14 protein-coding genes are annotated in these 17097 nt (G+C 36.6%); 13 read left to right on the plus strand and 1 reads right to left on the minus strand.

The genetic code is table 11. The annotated features are described in order from the left end of the window. The first annotated feature begins 156 nt into the window (after positions 1–156). From IP023_RS13840 to IP023_RS13855, 4 genes are all read left to right on the plus strand, one after another. A complete protein-coding gene (locus IP023_RS13840) occupies positions 157–345 on the plus strand; it encodes a hypothetical protein (RefSeq protein WP_241790990.1) in 189 nt (62 codons plus the stop codon). A 688-nt stretch (positions 346–1033) separates the two neighbouring features. Next, positions 1034–2149 carry an ImmA/IrrE family metallo-endopeptidase gene (locus IP023_RS13845; RefSeq protein ID WP_241790991.1) on the plus strand — a complete coding sequence of 372 codons (1116 nt, stop codon included), beginning with the start codon at positions 1034–1036 and terminating at the stop codon, positions 2147–2149. Continuing rightward, the gene (locus IP023_RS13850) at positions 2133–2708 is read left to right on the plus strand and encodes a DUF4411 family protein (RefSeq protein ID WP_241790992.1); all 576 of its coding nucleotides are present in this window, start codon (positions 2133–2135) and stop codon (positions 2706–2708) included. The genes IP023_RS13845 and IP023_RS13850 overlap by 17 nt, the downstream gene beginning before the upstream one ends. Before the next feature lie 382 nt (positions 2709–3090). Next, positions 3091–4236 (plus strand): hypothetical protein, encoded by a 1146-nt coding sequence (locus IP023_RS13855; RefSeq protein WP_241790993.1) that lies wholly within the window; start codon positions 3091–3093, stop codon positions 4234–4236. A 99-nt stretch (positions 4237–4335) separates the two neighbouring features. Here IP023_RS13855 and IP023_RS13860 read toward each other — a convergent pair whose 3' ends face one another. After that, on the minus strand, positions 4336–5238 hold the full coding sequence (locus tag IP023_RS13860; protein ID WP_241790994.1) for a LysR family transcriptional regulator: 903 nt from the start codon (positions 5236–5238) through the stop codon (positions 4336–4338). Between the two features lie 77 nt (positions 5239–5315). On the opposite strand from IP023_RS13860, the gene hutH reads away from it, so the two are divergent. The 9 genes from hutH to IP023_RS13905 all read left to right on the plus strand — a co-directional run bounded on the left by hutH (position 5316) and on the right by IP023_RS13905 (position 17079). Next, positions 5316–6869 (plus strand): histidine ammonia-lyase, encoded by a 1554-nt coding sequence (gene hutH, locus IP023_RS13865; RefSeq protein ID WP_241790995.1) that lies wholly within the window; start codon positions 5316–5318, stop codon positions 6867–6869. Positions 6870–6871: 2 nt separating this feature from the next. Then, complete coding sequence (gene hutI, locus IP023_RS13870; RefSeq protein ID WP_241790996.1) at positions 6872–8125, plus strand: imidazolonepropionase; 1254 nt, start codon at positions 6872–6874, stop codon at positions 8123–8125. A 12-nt stretch (positions 8126–8137) separates the two neighbouring features. Further along, the gene (locus IP023_RS13875; RefSeq protein ID WP_241790997.1) at positions 8138–10144 is read left to right on the plus strand and encodes a urocanate hydratase; all 2007 of its coding nucleotides are present in this window, start codon (positions 8138–8140) and stop codon (positions 10142–10144) included. Between the two features lie 6 nt (positions 10145–10150). After that, positions 10151–11155, plus strand: coding sequence for a formimidoylglutamase (gene hutG, locus IP023_RS13880; RefSeq protein WP_241790998.1), 1005 nt, complete (start codon positions 10151–10153; stop codon positions 11153–11155). Between the two features lie 324 nt (positions 11156–11479). Further along, positions 11480–13321: a glutamine--fructose-6-phosphate transaminase (isomerizing) gene (gene glmS, locus IP023_RS13885; RefSeq protein WP_241790999.1), complete on the plus strand. Its 1842-nt coding sequence runs from the start codon at positions 11480–11482 to the stop codon at positions 13319–13321. Between the two features lie 181 nt (positions 13322–13502). After that, the gene (gene msrA / locus IP023_RS13890) at positions 13503–14036 is read left to right on the plus strand and encodes a peptide-methionine (S)-S-oxide reductase MsrA (RefSeq protein WP_241791000.1); all 534 of its coding nucleotides are present in this window, start codon (positions 13503–13505) and stop codon (positions 14034–14036) included. Between the two features lie 104 nt (positions 14037–14140). Then, positions 14141–14329, plus strand: a complete 189-nt coding sequence (locus IP023_RS13895) for a hypothetical protein (RefSeq protein ID WP_241791001.1) — start codon at positions 14141–14143, stop codon at positions 14327–14329. A gap of 28 nt (positions 14330–14357) precedes the next feature. Then, positions 14358–14807, plus strand: coding sequence for a peptide-methionine (R)-S-oxide reductase MsrB (msrB, locus tag IP023_RS13900; protein ID WP_241791002.1), 450 nt, complete (start codon positions 14358–14360; stop codon positions 14805–14807). Between the two features lie 79 nt (positions 14808–14886). Continuing rightward, complete coding sequence (locus IP023_RS13905; RefSeq protein WP_241791003.1) at positions 14887–17079, plus strand: DUF4954 family protein; 2193 nt, start codon at positions 14887–14889, stop codon at positions 17077–17079. Positions 17080–17097 lie beyond the last annotated feature (18 nt).

A 17097-nucleotide genomic window follows, 5' to 3' on the forward strand; every position in this document is an offset into this window, starting at 1 on the left:
TTAGGTAAAATTACGCCAATGGAGAAATGGAACAAAGATAAACACCTGATCCTAAAGAAGGATTTGGTAGCATAAATTTAACAAGCGAAATTTAAAAGATTACTCTTGTTTTATAGGGGTCAAAACACTGAATTACTTAATCATTCGACCAAAAAATTGAATGAAGAAGATAGAATTCATTTATTTCTAGAGACAAATAAAAGTGAATTTACCCGAAAAGATTATATGACATATTTTAAAGACATTTCATCTGCTACTGCTAGCCGTGATTTAAAAAATGCAGTAGAAAATAAAATCATTATAAAAAGTGGTGATAAAAAAACTACAACATACAAACCAAAATAAAAAAGGCACAAACAAAGGTAGCTGTTGCACAACCTCAATTTTAACTTAAAACATTAAATATTGAACCTCGTTTAAGACTTCCTAAGCGTGGTTTGTTGTTTTTTAGCTTGATATTTAGGTTATAATTTAAGCCTTTTTACGCGCGTATTTAAGCTATTTTTTAAGGTTATAGCATTGTGGAGCCATCAAAAAAAATGTATTGCGCCTGTCGAAGTATATTTCTTTGCCTCTGCTATTCCTCGACCGTTAACTTGTTTCATAATTGAATTTGTACAACAAGCACATAGGCGTTGCAAAAAAGCCGAATAAGGCTAAAATTTGATGATTACCTTCGGTGAAACTTCGTGATTGGCTTTTCTTTTCGTAACAGCCTTTTATATTTATGAACTTATATTTATTTTTCTAAAGTGTCCATGATTTTCAATTCCTTTTTTATAAATTTATAAAACAATAAAATGCTGTTGATCAAGCTAATGTAAGGTTGAAAGTTTACCTTCGATGAGATTTCGTGTTTGGCTTTCTAATCTGCCAATATCGCAAAGTCGCGGCTCGTTAGTGCAATTCTCTGTATAACCGTCCATTGACAGACAACTAAAAATTTGAGTATGTTTGCAAATAAATTAGAGAGGAATTCTTGAAAGTTGAACAAAACATAGAAAGGCTAAAGTACTTGCTGACACTTTTAAAAATGTCGGTTGAAGAACTATTGCCTTTAATTAGTGAAGGTTTGACTAAACCCATAACAAAAGAGCAAATATTAAGTCCAAATATTGAACTTGGACACCTTAAAAGAATTGATAAGATTTTCAATAAAGGCATTCATTATTATTTAGACCCAAAATCACCAGATGTTTCTAAAGATGCAAGTATATTTTTCAGAAAGACAAAATTTGATATCGATTTAAGTTTTGGTGCAAGGAAGATTGTAAATCATTTTGAAGAATTTAAAATCTCTTTATTTGCCATTGCTGAACTATCCGATATTAAATTTGATAGGACATTACCTGTTTTTACACTAAACAGTAACCCAAAAATTGTAGCGACAGAAATAAGAAAATTAGTAAATCCCGATTTTAAAATCAAGGATAAAGATTTTTTAACAGAGCTTATAAAAAGACTTGCAGAGAAAAATATTTTAGTCTTTGAGTTTGTAGAAACTTGGAATAAAAAAGAAAGAGCAAATATTGATGGCTTTTTTCTGAATCCTAATGTAATTGTGCTTAAACGCCAACAAATTTCTTTTAAAAGAGAAATATTTACACTTGCCCACGAATTGGGACATTATCTTTTGAATGAAGAAGAAATAGACCAAATTGATTATCAAGATTTTGTTAATCAAAAATTATCAAGAATTGAAACTTGGTGTAATGATTTTGCTTTCTATTTTCTTAGTGGCGAATTTGAAAAAATTATTGAAACTATAGATAATTCAACTGCCCACAATGATTATAATATCGACCTAATTCAATCAATATCTGAACAAACTCATTTGAGTAGAATTGCAATTTTTACAAAATTACTTTTGCTTAATAAAATCAGCCCAGCTAATTATAACAAAGTAAAAGCTGGTTTTGAAGAAGATTTAAGAATTCATAACGAAGAATTAAAAAAGAAAAGAGAATTAGACAAGCAAAATGGAATTAATCCAGGTGGTTCAACGCCAATACCTATTAAATCGCCGTTATTAATATCGACAATTCAAACTGCATTTTACGAAGGTGTAATTAATGAATACGAATTTTGCAAAAAACTAAATATAAAACCCGATAAAATAGATAGTTTCCTATATGAAAGTAGTAATTGATACCAGCTCTTTATTGTCGTTGGTGCGGTACTACTTACCATTTGACAAGAAAACAATTTTATTTCAGGTATTTAGAGAAAAAATTGCAAATGGAGAAATCTTGGTTATTGACAAGATAATTGATGAGTGTGCTTATACATCAAAAGGAATTGTCTTGATTTCACTTTCATTTTTAATTGACAAGAATTTTAATAAAACAAATAACCTTCCGTTAAATACTGAATTCGTTTTACCGCCTTCACCTGCTAAATTTTATAGACAGGTTGACAGCCAATTTGTAAATGGTGTTCAGAAAAATCGTTTAACAGAAACACAATACGATTCAGTAAAAAACGATTTTATGAATTCGGCTGATATGAAATTAATTCTAACAAGCCTAACTCTCATAAAAGACAACCCAACCGAGGAGGTTTTTCTCGTAACGGAAGAAACAGAAGTCAGCAATGACCATAAAGTTTTCAAAAAAATACCAGCAATTTGTTCCCAATTAGATATACAGACAATAAATATCCAACAGCTTGTCGACAAATTTGACGGAATAAGTTTCGAGATATTATAATACTACACCTAAAAAGGATAACGGTTGCACAAACTCGATTTTACCTTAAAACATTAAATAACTGACCTCGTTTAAGATTTTCTAAGCGTGGTTTGTTCTTTTTTAGCTTGATAATTTCAGCTTTTCCCGATTGTTTGTGTCAACTTAATATAGGTCTGATTGGCCTCGATTATGAAAAGAAAAGAAGACCTTTTGTTAATGTTATATTTTGGGCTACAACTGGATTAATTGTTTCAATTATATTACAATAATTATAATACAATAATTATTAAAAAGTGTATTTTGACAGCAACTAATTATAATGTATTTTATTAACCTAAGGAATAAATTTAATCCTTCAGATAGTAATTGAAGGAGCTATTTATACACTACATTACACTTTATGAAAAAAATAATTTTAAGTGTCCTTTCACTATTAATAAGCTTGAATACTATTAATGCGCAAACGACAAATCTTGTGTTACCAGATTCTATTTATAGTGGCAAACAGGGGAAATTTCATGTTCAGGGCGTTGCAATTGATACAATAAACAAATGTGCTTATTTTTCATTTACTAATAAATTAATAAAAACAGATCTTTCGGGTAATCTCATCGGTAGTGTTGTGGGATTTTTAGGACATCTTGGTGACTTAGATTTGAATGGCAATGATGGTAAAATATACGGTTCTTTAGAATATAAAAATGATGCTATAGGAAAAGGGATTACAAATACTTTGGGAGTTGATAATGGTAATCAAAATGGTTTTTATGTTGCGATTTTTGATGGTTCCAAAATTGTACGTCCTGATATGGACGCTGAAAAGGAAGATTTATTACGTACCGTATATCTTCAGGAGCCTGTGATAGATTATGAAGCTACAGTCCAAGTAGATGGTAAAGTAAAGGAACATAGATATGCTTGTTCGGGAATTGATGGCCTTACCTTCGGTCCTGCATTTGGGGACCCTAAGGGCAAAAAGCAATATCTTTATGTAGCCTACGGAGTATATGGTGATACAACAAGAAGTGATAATGATCATCAGGTTATTTTGAAATATGATATCGACAAGTGGGGCAAGTATGAATCGCATTTGTTGCAAGGGAAATTGCATCGTTCGGGACCTAAAAAAGCGATGTCTAAGTATTTTGTGAAAACAGGAAATTCGACCTATGGCATTCAAAATTTAGCATATGATGCATATACGGGAAATTTTTATGCGGCGGTATATCGCGGTAAAAAGTCAATTTTCCCCAATTATGATCTTTTCGTAATTGACGGATCTAAGAAAGCAACCAAAGGTATCATCACAACGGATAATAAAATGGAGAAAGTGGAAATGCTACAGCTTGCTAATGGAGGTCGTAAAGATGCGAATACCGGTATTACGGGATGGGTATTCCCTTGGGGTTCTACAGGTTTATGCCCTGTTGGGGGAGGTTTGTTTTATATTTCTCATAATAACAAAACAACCGATGGACAGCAAGAAAGTACTGTTTATAAGTATAAATGGGTAGGAAGTGCTGATCAATCCTTCGTAAAAGAATAGAGTTATTACAAATTGATATCATATCATTATCCCTTATTGAATAATAACCAATAAGGGATTTCTTTTCTGTGGTCACCACGATGAAAGTGCTATTGATTGTTATGAATTAGTATGTATCAATCTATTGTATGTGTCTAAGAAGGTCTTTATTCCTGGATTGTTATTCTCTTTATTCCATATGATGGATAATGTTGTGCGCTGGCGCAAATGCTTTAAGTCTATAAAATCAACATCTATATTATATCCCTGAATAAGGGATTTTGGTACAATAGCTATGCCTATTCCTTGTGCGACGAGGTGGAATATCGACATGGCATTGACGGTACGAAGAGCAACCAAAGGTTGAAAATCATGATCTTCAAAAATACTCATTACGAGTTTGTAATAATGATTACTGTATTCTTTGCTAAAGAGAATAAATTTTTCTTTTCTTAGGGACGCAAAATTTAGCTCTTTATCAGTTGATATAGGGCTATTTTTGGGTACAACTAAGACGAAATTTTCGGTCATCACATGTAGGTAATTTAGTGTAGTAGCCTGATCATGCATACGTACAAATCCAATATCTAATTTATTTTTATGAATTTGTTCTATTTGTTCTTCATTCGAGATTTCATTAATACTAATATCTATTAGCGGATGTTCTTTGTTGAGCACTACGAGGAGCTTAGGCAATACACTTTGTGCTGCAGATCCTATAAACCCTACTTTTAGACTAGTAATAATACCTTTATCAATTTTTTCAAGGTGCTCTTGGATATTATTTAATTCAAGGAATAGGCTATCCACTTGTTCCTTTAAATATTGTCCCGCGGGAGTCAATCGGACATATCTTTTGCCCCGCTCAAACAATTGTACCTTATATATTTCTTCCATCTGCTTTATTTGTCTTGTGAGACCAGGTTGAGCAATAAATAGTCTTTCTGCAGCTTTTCTAAAATGCAATTCTTCTGCCAATACTTTGAAATAATTAAAGTGTCGCAATTCTATTTGATAATTCATAGTTATCAGTTGTTGATATAAATGGTATTTATAAGTATCAAATATAGGAGGTATTTTTGTTAAAAGACTTAATATCAATGATTTTTAATTACGGAGAAGATAAAATGACTTGTTCGATAGCTAGAAGCATAGCTAATGGGGAGGTGATAGCTAGGGTTTCTGAAGCTACAAAATCGTTAATTGCGCAAAGCAGCCAGTTTGTTCAAGAGATCGTAGATGCCGGCAAAGTAGTATATGGTATAAATACTGGTTTTGGCCCTTTGTGTACTACGATTATTAATAGCAATGATACGCAGAGACTACAAGAGAATATTTTAAAGAGCCATGCCGTAGGTGTTGGCGAACCTATAGATAAGGAATTGTCCAAGTTGATGTTGATCCTCAAAGTGCACGCGCTATGTAAAGGCTATTCTGGGGTACAGCTTAGTACAGTAGAGCGTATAATATGGCATATTGACCATGATGTAATCCCTGTTGTTCCTAAGCAAGGCTCTGTAGGTGCATCGGGTGATTTAGCACCTCTTTCGCATTTATTTTTGCCCTTGATAGGCTATGGTGAAGTATTTGATGATGGGAACATCATAAATACAGCAGAGGCTCTCGCGAAGTTTCATTTGACGCCTATTACTTTAGGTGCCAAAGAGGGATTAGCATTAATCAATGGCACCCAGTTTATGGCGGCACATGGAGTGATGGCGGTAGTGGAGATGAATAGGGTATTGAATAATGCAGATTTGATTGCTGCTTTGATGGTAGAAGGGTTGAATGGATCAATAAAACCTTTTTTTAAAGAGTTGCATGCGCTTAGACCTTACAAAGGAAATATATATGTAGCCTCGACGATTTATAATCTGTTGCAGGGTTCGGCAATCGTAGAATCTCACCGCAATTGCTCGCGTGTACAAGATCCTTACTCCCTGCGCTGTATTCCACAGATACATGGTGCTTCGCGCAATGCATGGTTGCATTTAAAGGAAACGATAGAGGTAGAGATAAATTCGGTCACTGACAATCCTATTATTATCAATGGAGAGTTGACGATTAGTGGTGGTAATTTTCATGGACAGCCAATAGCCATGGTATTAGATTATGCAACATTGGCGATGTCCGAGATGGGCAATGTTGCTGACCGACGCGTTTATCTTTCGCTCGAAGGACAGACCAATGGAGTCCCTCGATTGTTAATGAAGTCAACGGGCTTGAACTCCGGATTTATGATTCTTCAATATACTACGGCAGCATTAGCGAGTGAGAACAAAAGCTTGTGTTTTCCGGCAAGTGCCGATAGTATACCTACTTCTATGGGGCAGGAAGATCATGTAAGTATGGGTTCTATTTCCGGGAGGAAATTATTGCAGGTGATCGATAATGTAGACAAGATATTCAGTATCGAGTTATTGTGTGCCGCACAGGCGAAGGATTATCATAGCCCCTTGCAGTCGACTCCAATTATAGAAGCTGTGCATGAAAAAATACGTACACAAATCCCACATATTGAAGAAGATCAGCCTATGTCTCGGTTGTTAGCATTGGCCAATGGTATTATTAAGTCTGGAGATTTGATAGCTATCGCTCGTCAACAATCGGTGCCCTATTTTGGTGATGGCGTAGAATTTTTCGAAAATTATTAATTATGAAAAAGGTTAATTCTTTATTGATAGGTCCCTTTGCACAAGTACTTACCCTGCGAGATCTCCCTACAAAGGGGGCTATCCGGGATGAGCACCTAGAGATTATTGTTGCTGGTGCATTGTGGATAGAAAATGGCCTACTGAAGGAAGTAGGAGAATTTACGTATTTACAGCATAAGTTAAAGAATACGCAGGTTGATATAATTGAAATGAATGGTGATCAGGTATGTATGCCCTCATTCATTGATTGCCATACACATATTCTGTATGGCGGAAATAGAGCCAATGATTTTGCGATGCGCAATGCTGGAAGTACCTATTTAGAAATAGCAACACAAGGAGGCGGTATTTGGAGTACTGTACAAGCTACACGCGCATTAACGGAGATGGATTTAGTGAAATTGGTTACTGAACGATCTTACGATTTGTTGAGACAAGGGATAACTACCATTGAGGTAAAAAGCGGTTATGGGCTTAGCATCACAGAAGAGTTGAAGGCACTTCGTGCGCTCAAAAGAGCTAATAGTATCACCAGGGCAGACCTAATTCCTACATGTTTAGCGGCCCATATGTTACCGAAGGATTATGATGGTACTGCGGAAGAGTATCTGCATGCTGTGTCCGATCTGCTATTTCCTGTTCTAAAAGAAGAGAATTTGACAGCGCGTATTGATGCTTTTGTAGAGCAAAGTGCATTTTCTGTGGCGCAGATAAGGCCTTACTTGGAGAAAGCAAAAAATGCTGGTTTTGATATTACCGTACATGCTGATCAGTTTACTTGTGGTGGTTCGGTTGTTGCGGTAGAATTTGGGGCTTTATCAGCTGATCATCTGGAAGTATCTTCCGAAGAGGAAATCCAAATATTAGCGAATTCAGATGTCGTAGCAGTAGCCCTGCCGGCAGCTTCACTGGGCTTGGGCTGTCCTTTTACACCGGCTCGACGATTGATAGATGCTGGCGCATCGTTAGCTATCGCTACAGATTGGAATCCTGGGTCAGCACCTATGGGGCAATTAATTACTTCGGCGAGTATTCTTGCTGCCGCCGAAAAATTAACGAATGCGGAGGTGTTAGCAGCTATTACCTTTCGTGCGGCACAGGCATTAAATCTAAAGGATAGGGGACGTTTACAAGCGGGATACCTTGCTGATTTTGTTGTCTATGACACCGACAATTATCAAGATATCATGTATTGCCAGGGGCGTTTGCAGCCTTCGGCAGTATGGAAGAATGGCATAGAGGTATATCATCATTAAAAAGGAGGAACAATGACAGATTTTCAAATAGAAATAGTACAAGGTATACCTACAACGTTACCTGCCCAGCGTGCACCAAGTGCCTCCATTAGCCATGCACCAAAGCGTAAGGCTATTCTTACCAAAGAGGAGGAGAAATTAGCAATTCGTAATGCACTACGTTATTTCCCTAAGGAATGGCATGCTACACTTATTCCTGAATTTTTAGCGGAGTTGCGTCAGCTTGGACGAATATATATGTATCGATTTATGCCTACATACAAGATCTATGCTCGCCCAATAGAAGATTATCCCGCTCAGAGTCAACAGGCAGCAGTTATTATGTTGATGATTCAAAATAATCTTGATCCTGCTGTAGCACAGCACCCGGAGGAATTGATAACTTATGGTGGTAATGGGTCTGTTTTTCAAAATTGGGCTCAATATCTATTAACGATGAAATATTTGGCTACTATGACGGATGAGCAAACATTACATATGTATAGTGGTCATCCAATGGGTCTTTTTCCATCTTCACGACAGGCACCTCGAGTAGTAGTGACCAATGGTATGATGATTCCTAATTATTCCAAACCCGACGATTGGGAGAAGTATAATGCGTTAGGGGTGACGCAATATGGGCAGATGACAGCGGGCTCGTATATGTATATTGGACCACAAGGGATTGTGCATGGAACAACAATTACAGTGATGAATGCTTTTCGGAAAATACTAGCCCAAGATGAGGCTATTGAAGGGAAGGTATTTTTGACCTCTGGATTAGGAGGGATGAGTGGAGCGCAGCCCAAAGCAGGCAATATTGCAGGTTGTATTACCGTCTGCGCGGAGATAAATCCTGCAGCAGCTAAAAAACGACATCAGCAGGGTTGGGTAGATGAATTGGTAGATGATATTGATGCTTTAATTGTTATGGTTCGTGATGCGATCCGTACTAAGCGTATCGTTTCTATAGCTTACATAGGTAATGTAGTCGATGTATGGGAGCAGTTTTATGCTCATGGCGTACATATTTCCGTAGGTTCAGATCAAACGTCGCTGCACAATCCATGGTCAGGAGGTTATTATCCGGTAGGGATTTCTTTTGAGGAGGCAAACGACATGATAGCTCATAATCCCACGCACTTCCAGACATTAGTGCAGCGATCATTGGTACGACAAATCGATAGTATCAATAAGCATGTTGCTCGGGGAACCTATTTCTTTGATTATGGTAATGCCTTTTTATTAGAATGTAGTAGAGCAGGAGCTGATGTGATGGCTGCGGATGCTATAAATTTTAGATATCCTTCATATGTGCAAGATATATTGGGGCCTATGTGCTTTGATTATGGGTTTGGTCCTTTTAGGTGGGTTTGTACCTCTGGGAAACCATCCGATCTAGAACAAACAGATAAAATTGCGCTTGATGTATTGTTGGATTTACAGCAGCAAGCACCCTCAGAAATATACCAACAAATGGAGGATAATATTCAATGGATTAGGGAAGCAGGAGCTAATAAATTAGTAGTAGGTTCACAAGCACGGATTTTATATGCTGATGCTATGGGGCGTATACATATCGCACGTGCTTTTAATAAAGCGATTCGTGAAGGTATTATTGCGGCTCCCATTGTATTGGGGCGTGATCATCATGATGTTAGTGGTACCGACTCTCCTTATCGCGAAACAAGTAATATATATGATGGTAGCCGTTTTACGGCAGATATGGCTATTCACAATGTAATCGGTGATAGCTTCAGAGGGGCAACATGGGTTTCTATTCATAATGGTGGTGGTGTCGGCTGGGGCGAAGTTATAAATGGTGGTTTTGGTTTGTTATTAGATGGTAGTAATGAAGCGGAAGAGAAATTAATGCAAATGCTGTTTTTTGATGTCAATAATGGTATTGCACGTCGTGCATGGGCACGCAACAAGGAAGCACTAGCAGCAATTGATACTGAAATGAAGAGGTCTGTGAATTTGAAAATTACAACACCTGTATTAGTAGACGATGCTTTATTAACCAAATACTTTAGTTAGATCAGTATGGGTTTATTTGATTATAAAAATTACCAGGTAGCTAAGAGGGAGAATTGGTGCGGGCGCATGGATGGACTTGAACGTGAAGAAATGAGATGGCATCAAGTGGTACAACTGGTAGATCTACGGAAAGATACTTTTTTTACTAATGCGGTGGTGATAGTAGGTTTCTGTTGTGATATTGGTGTCCAACGTAATCTAGGGCGTATTGGTGCTAAAGATGGACCTTCTTCTTTGAGAAAAATAGTAGCTAATCTTCCTGTTTATTTTTCGAATAATATTGTTGTGATGGATGCAGGGGATATTGGATGTAATGGTGATGATTTGGAACAAGCACAATTTGTGCTGAGCGAAGCTGTCGCTAAAATAATCAGTGGTGGAGGTTTTCCTATTGTGTTAGGAGGAGGTCATGAGGTCACTTATGGGCATTATTTGGGCATAAAAAAAGGAATATCAGGCGGTAGCATTGGGATTATAAATATTGATGCTCATCTGGATATACGTACAACGGTCCAAGGGCTTGGAAATTCGGGTACTGGATTTTATCAAATTGCACAAGACAGCCAAATGGAAGGGGATGATTTCCAGTACTTAGCTATAGGTATCCAGGATATTAGTAATACCCGTGCGTTGATTAATTATGCTTTGAGTAAGGACGTGAATATTATATATGCTGATGAGGTTCGAGCTGATTATTTGGAGCGTATAAAAATTATTATTACAGCATTTGCACAGCAAGTCGATCATATCTATTTAACTGTGGATATGGATGCTTTTGCGGCACCTTATGCTCCTGGGGTTAGCGCATTAGCGTATAACGGAATAATACCCGATCATGTTTTTTTTGCTATTTATTCTACCATCATACATTTGCCTAATCTCAGAACGGTAGATATAGCAGAATTAAATCCAAGCTACGATATTGATAATAGAACAGCGCGCTTGGGTTCATCTTTGATATTTGCGTTACTTAAGGAGCGCTTTTTTAATTCTCATGATTTATACGGTTAGTAATTGATGGCTATAACTTAATTTATACCAAATAGCCGAGAGGCTGAGTAATTTTTAACCTTCGTTGATCCTTAACTATCTTATTCTAGTGTTTAATGCGCGTTGTTAAAGAAAGATGAATGCAGATGAGAATTATAACGCCTCCTAGACTGAAAAAGTATAAACTTGAATAGTCTATCAAATAAATAAATAGTATTACAGGATGGGGTATAATTCTTATTAATAATTTTAATGTAAAATTAAAACAATCGTTTGCATTGCTGCTATAATTGACTATTTTTGATTTCTTATCATCATGTTTATGAATTTAAAATAGTCATTTTTATGTGTGGAATTGTAGGTTACGTCGGTAACAAAGAAGCTTATCCTATTATTATCGATGGGCTCAAAAAGTTGGAATATAGAGGGTATGATAGTTCTGGGGTTGCTTTACTGCATGATCACAGCATACAATTATTCAAAAAAAAAGGTAGAGTATCTGCTTTGGAGGAAACAGTAGTCGGTGAAAAACTAACCGCTACAATAGGAATAGGCCATACTAGATGGGCCACGCACGGTGCACCAAGCGATCGCAATGCGCATCCTCATTATTCTAATTCCAAATCTATTGCCATGATCCATAATGGTATTATTGAGAACTATAGCCAATTAAAAGCAGAATTAATTACCAAAGGTTACATTTTTCATAGTGATACTGATTCGGAGGTGTTATTGAATTTTATAGAGGATATTAAGATTAATAACAACTCTACATTGGAGGAGGCTGTACGTATTGCACTAAAGAGGGTAACAGGGGCATATGTGATTTTGTTGATAGATATAGATTTACCAGATACCATTATTGCCGCACGAAAGGGCTCTCCTCTAGTTATCGGTATTGGTGACAATGAACATTTCCTAGGCTCTGATGCTTCGCCTATGTTGGCCTATACCAAAGATGTTGTCTATATCAATGACTATGAGTTAGCAATAATCACTTCAAATGAATTGATATTGAAAAATATAGGAAATGAAAGAGTCACCCCTTTTATTCAGCGATTGGATCTCAATCTTTCGCAGATAGAAAAAGGTGGATATGAGCATTTTATGTTGAAGGAAATATTCGAACAGCCGCAGACGATAAACGATTCTTTTAGAGGTCGTTTAGATGTATCTGCTCATAGTATTACACTTAGTGGTTTAGATACAGTATTAACCAAATTGGATCAGGCGCAAAGAATAGTAATAGTAGGCTGCGGTACCAGTTGGCATGCCGGATTATTGGCTGAGTATATAATTGAAGAACTTTGTCGTATAAATGTGGAGGTGGAGTATGCTTCAGAATTTAGGTATCGCAATCCGATTATTACCGACAAGGACTTTATTATTGCTGTTTCACAAAGTGGAGAGACAGCAGATACGCTAGTGGCATTGGAAAAAGCTAAAGGAAAGGGAGCTACCATTTTTGGAGTGGTCAATGTTGTAGGTTCTTCTATAGCACGATTAGCAGATGCAGGGATGTATACACATGCTGGTCCTGAAATTGGTGTCGCTAGTACCAAAGCATTCACCGCACAGGTGGTGGCATTAATTTTATTTGCCCTAAAAGTAGCGAATCATAAGAGAACTATTACCGATGAGCGTTACAAACAATTGATAGAACAACTGAGCGAAGTACCTACTATGGTGGAATGGATTTTCGCTACACAACTAGAAAAGATTAAACATATAGCCTACAAATATGCTAACGCAAAAGACTTTTTGTATTTAGGACGTGGCTATAATTTCCCAATCGCCTTGGAAGGGGCCCTTAAGCTGAAAGAAATATCGTATATACATGCAGAGGGCTATCCTGCTGCAGAAATGAAGCATGGCCCAATAGCACTTGTTGATGACACATTACCTATAGTATTTGTGGCAACAAAAGATAGCTATCATGAAAAAATAGTGAGTAATATGCAAGAGGTTAAAGCTAGGGAAGGGAGGGTGATTGCTGTTATCAGCGTGGGAGACGAATTGACGAAGGACATCGCTGATGACTATATAGAGGTTCCATATGCAGATGAAATTATTTCTCCACTATTATCTACGATACCGTTGCAGTTGCTTTCTTATTATATCGGTGTCAGCAAAGGCTTGAATGTTGATATGCCACGCAACCTTGCTAAATCTGTTACCGTTGAGTAGTACTATACCCTAAATAATAGCGTACTATGTGCTATTCTTTAGCGTACAATGGATAGATATTACTTTTTATTGCGCCATAGATAGGGTCTTCATCATATTCTATTTATGATACAGGTAAATTATTTGTCAGGATTTATAAAAATATGCTACTAATGTAATAAAGAATTGAAAGGAGATAAGGATGAACAATAGAACAATGACTTTTGGTGGAGGATGCTTTTGGTGTACTGAAGCTATATTTAGAGATACTGAAGGTGTACTCGATGTAAAATCTGGTTTTAGTGGTGGCTTTATTAAGAATCCGGCCTACCGTGAGGTGTGTACTGGTAGAACGGGCCATGCTGAGGTGATAAGACTTACTTATGATGCTGATGTTATCAGTTACAAAGAGCTATTGACCATCCATCTGTTGACACATGATCCTACGACATTAAATAAACAAGGTGCTGATAATGGCACCCAATATCGCAGCATCATCTTTTATGACAATGAAGAGGAAAGGCATTTGGCAGAGCAAGCAATTGCTGAAGCTCAAGGTGCATATGATGCTCCCATTATGACGGAGATACAACCTTTTGAGGTATTCTATGAAGCTGAAGAAAAACATCAAAACTATTATAATGATAATAAAGATGCTTTTTACTGTCAAGTTGTTATAAGTCCTAAGTTGGCAAAGTACCGTCAATTTAAGTCGGATAGTATGGTAAGCAAATAATAAGTGTATAGATAGAGTTTATCAATTTTGGGATAAGGCACCGATGGATAGCATCGTTACTGTGATCTTTTGGTGAAAACTATCCTATCGCAATAAATTGGATTATGGAAAAGATAACAGCAGAAATCTATCAACAGGACATAGATCGGTATATCTTGGTATCTGGTCATCAAGAGGGAGCCCCTACCTGTAGCTATGGTAATAAGCTAGAGTGGGTAGGCTATGATAATAAGGAAAAGAAATATGTACGATTTACCAAATCTGTATTTAAGAAATTGGTGAATCAACTGTAATATTTGAGGACTTTAAAATAGAACTATTATGCTTAATTGGAATACTATAATATCTTTTGTTAATAAGGGGAATCCTACACCTGACCGTAGAGTAGAAAAAACAGAACAACAATGGGAGGAAATATTGACGCCTGATCAATTCTATATAACACGCAAACATGGTACTGAGCGCTCTTACAGCAATGAATTTTGTAGCAGATTTGAGCCTGGACGCTATTCATGTGCTTGTTGCCATAGCTTGTTGTTTGATGCTAATGAAAAATTCGAATCTGGTTCGGGCTGGCCGAGCTTTACGCAGCCTGTAGCGGTCAATAGTATCAAATATAGTAAAGATGTATCTTTTGGGATGATACGTGTCGAAGCACAATGTAATGTGTGTGATGCACATTTAGGTCATGTCTTCCCAGATGGACCAGCACCTACTGGACTTCGGTATTGTATGAATGGTTTAGCACTGACCAAGGAAGAAAAAGCGTAATTGGTATTATACAGATCTATTTTGTTGATTTTAGGTCTTTATAACTTCAGAAATAATTAGGGGTAATAAAAAACAATCGATGACAACAGTTAAAAAGAATAATCTAGCGCAAATAGGCTATGGTTTCATATCTCCTTCATTTATGGCGGAAGATGAAAATGAATATACTATTCGTTTTTTACAACAACAAAATGGTAATATATATAGATTGTTGAATGCTACAGAGCGTGCTATATTGCTTGCCAATAACAATTATTCTTCCAATTGGGATCAGGTGTTTGTAACGGATCTATTTATTCCTCAACAAATTATTAATACTAAATTTTATGGGTTAGTTCGTATTGATGATATGTCCTCTAGTAGTTTAGCATATCGGGATTTAGAACTTCCTACAGGTATTTATAATAGTACGATTATTAGTTCTGATTTAGGTAAAGACGTCGCTATCCATAATGTAAATTATTTAGCACACTTTATAATCGGTGATCAAGTTATGCTGTCTAGTGTCAATGAGATGGAAACGAGTAATAGTGCCAAATTTGGCAATGGCTTGATCAAAGATGGGGAGAGCGAATCGTCACGTATTGTATTAGAATTATGCAATGAAAATGCTGGAAGAGCAGTTATTCCTTTTGATGGAATGCAGGCTACAGACGCTTACTTATGGACAAGATTTAGAGATGACGACGATTTGCAACGCCGATTTAAAGAGCTTACTGAGCAACAGTTTTCACCCAAAAGGGGGTATTATAGCGAAGTAGGTAAAGGGACAGTAATCAAAAATTCTGATATTATTAAAGATGTTAAAATAGGTAGTAATGCTTATATTAAAGGGGTCAATAAACTAAAAAATGTCACTGTCAACTCTAGTGAAGAAGCGCACACACAGATTGGTGAAGGCTGTGAGTTAGTAAATGGTATTATTGGTTTTGGATGTCGTGTTTTTTATGGAGTCAAAGCTGTTCGTTTTGTATTGTCCTCTTTCTCCCAATTGAAATATGGTGCTCGTCTGATAAACTCATTCTTGGGTGATAATTCCACTATATCATGCTGTGAAGTATTAAATTCCTTGATATTTCCAGCACATGAGCAACATCACAACAATTCCTTCTTGTGTGCTGCATTGATTAAAGGGCAGTCCAATATGGCAGCCGGAGCTACGGTAGGGTCCAATCATAATTCTCGAGCTGCTGATGGCGAAATTATTGCGGGCAGAGGATTCTGGCCGGGGCTATGTGTTAGCCTAAAGCACAATTCTAAGTTTGCTTCCTACACCTTAATCGTTAAAGGTGATTTTCTTTACGAAATGGATATCAAGATGCCTTTTTCTTTGGTAAGTCTTGATCTAGCAGAAAATAAACTCTTAGTGGTACCAGGGTATTGGTTTTTATATAATTTGTATGCCTTAATGCGTAATACTAGTAAGTTTCAATCTCGCGATCAACGGGCGCTCAAGAATCAATATTTTGAATATGATATCTTGGCACCTGATACGGTGAATGAGATGTTTGTAGGGATGGCTGAAATAGCGTATGCCGTAGGCAAATCTTATTCTAATATAATAGGTGCAGCAAGGGATTTCTATATTGACTATGGTACAGAATATCTGGAAGACCCTTCTTCTACTTTCGATAGATTGGTGTATGCCGATAATATAGAGTGTTCTAAGCGTAAGGTTGTTATTGGTAAACCGAAGGAAGCATTTATGGTTTACAAACGCATGATTACATATTATGCCGGAACTTTAGTGGTTGAATTTCTTAAAGATAAGTCGCTAGAAGATTTACTCTTTTTTATAAAGAATCATAATATTGAAAGGCAATATTTTGAGAATATAGGTAGTCAACTTATTCCGCAAGCTGATTTTAAGGCATTAATTGCTAATATAAAGAATGGATATTTTCAAGAATGGAATCAAATTCATTCTCATTATCATCACTTGAGTAAACAGTATGCACAAGCTAAGTTGTTGCATGCTATTGCATCATATGCCGAATTGAAAGGGATCAAGGGTGTTGAAGGATGGACTACAGATATCATTGTTGATCTGTTGATTACTACCCAAGAAACGAAACGATGGATGATGGAAGAGATTTATAATTCTCGATCCAAAGATTATGCTAATCCATTCCGTTTGATGGTATATGAATCGTATGCTGAAATGGAAAAAGTGGTAGGCCGTTTGGAGGATAATTCATTTATTAATAGTCAACGAGCTGAGCTTTCAATATTTGAGAATACCTTACGTACTATATTAGCTAAAATAGGGTGACATAGATAGCTATTTTTT

The organism is Sphingobacterium rhinopitheci (genome assembly GCF_022627575.1).
Lineage (GTDB): Bacteria > Bacteroidota > Bacteroidia > Sphingobacteriales > Sphingobacteriaceae > Sphingobacterium > Sphingobacterium rhinopitheci.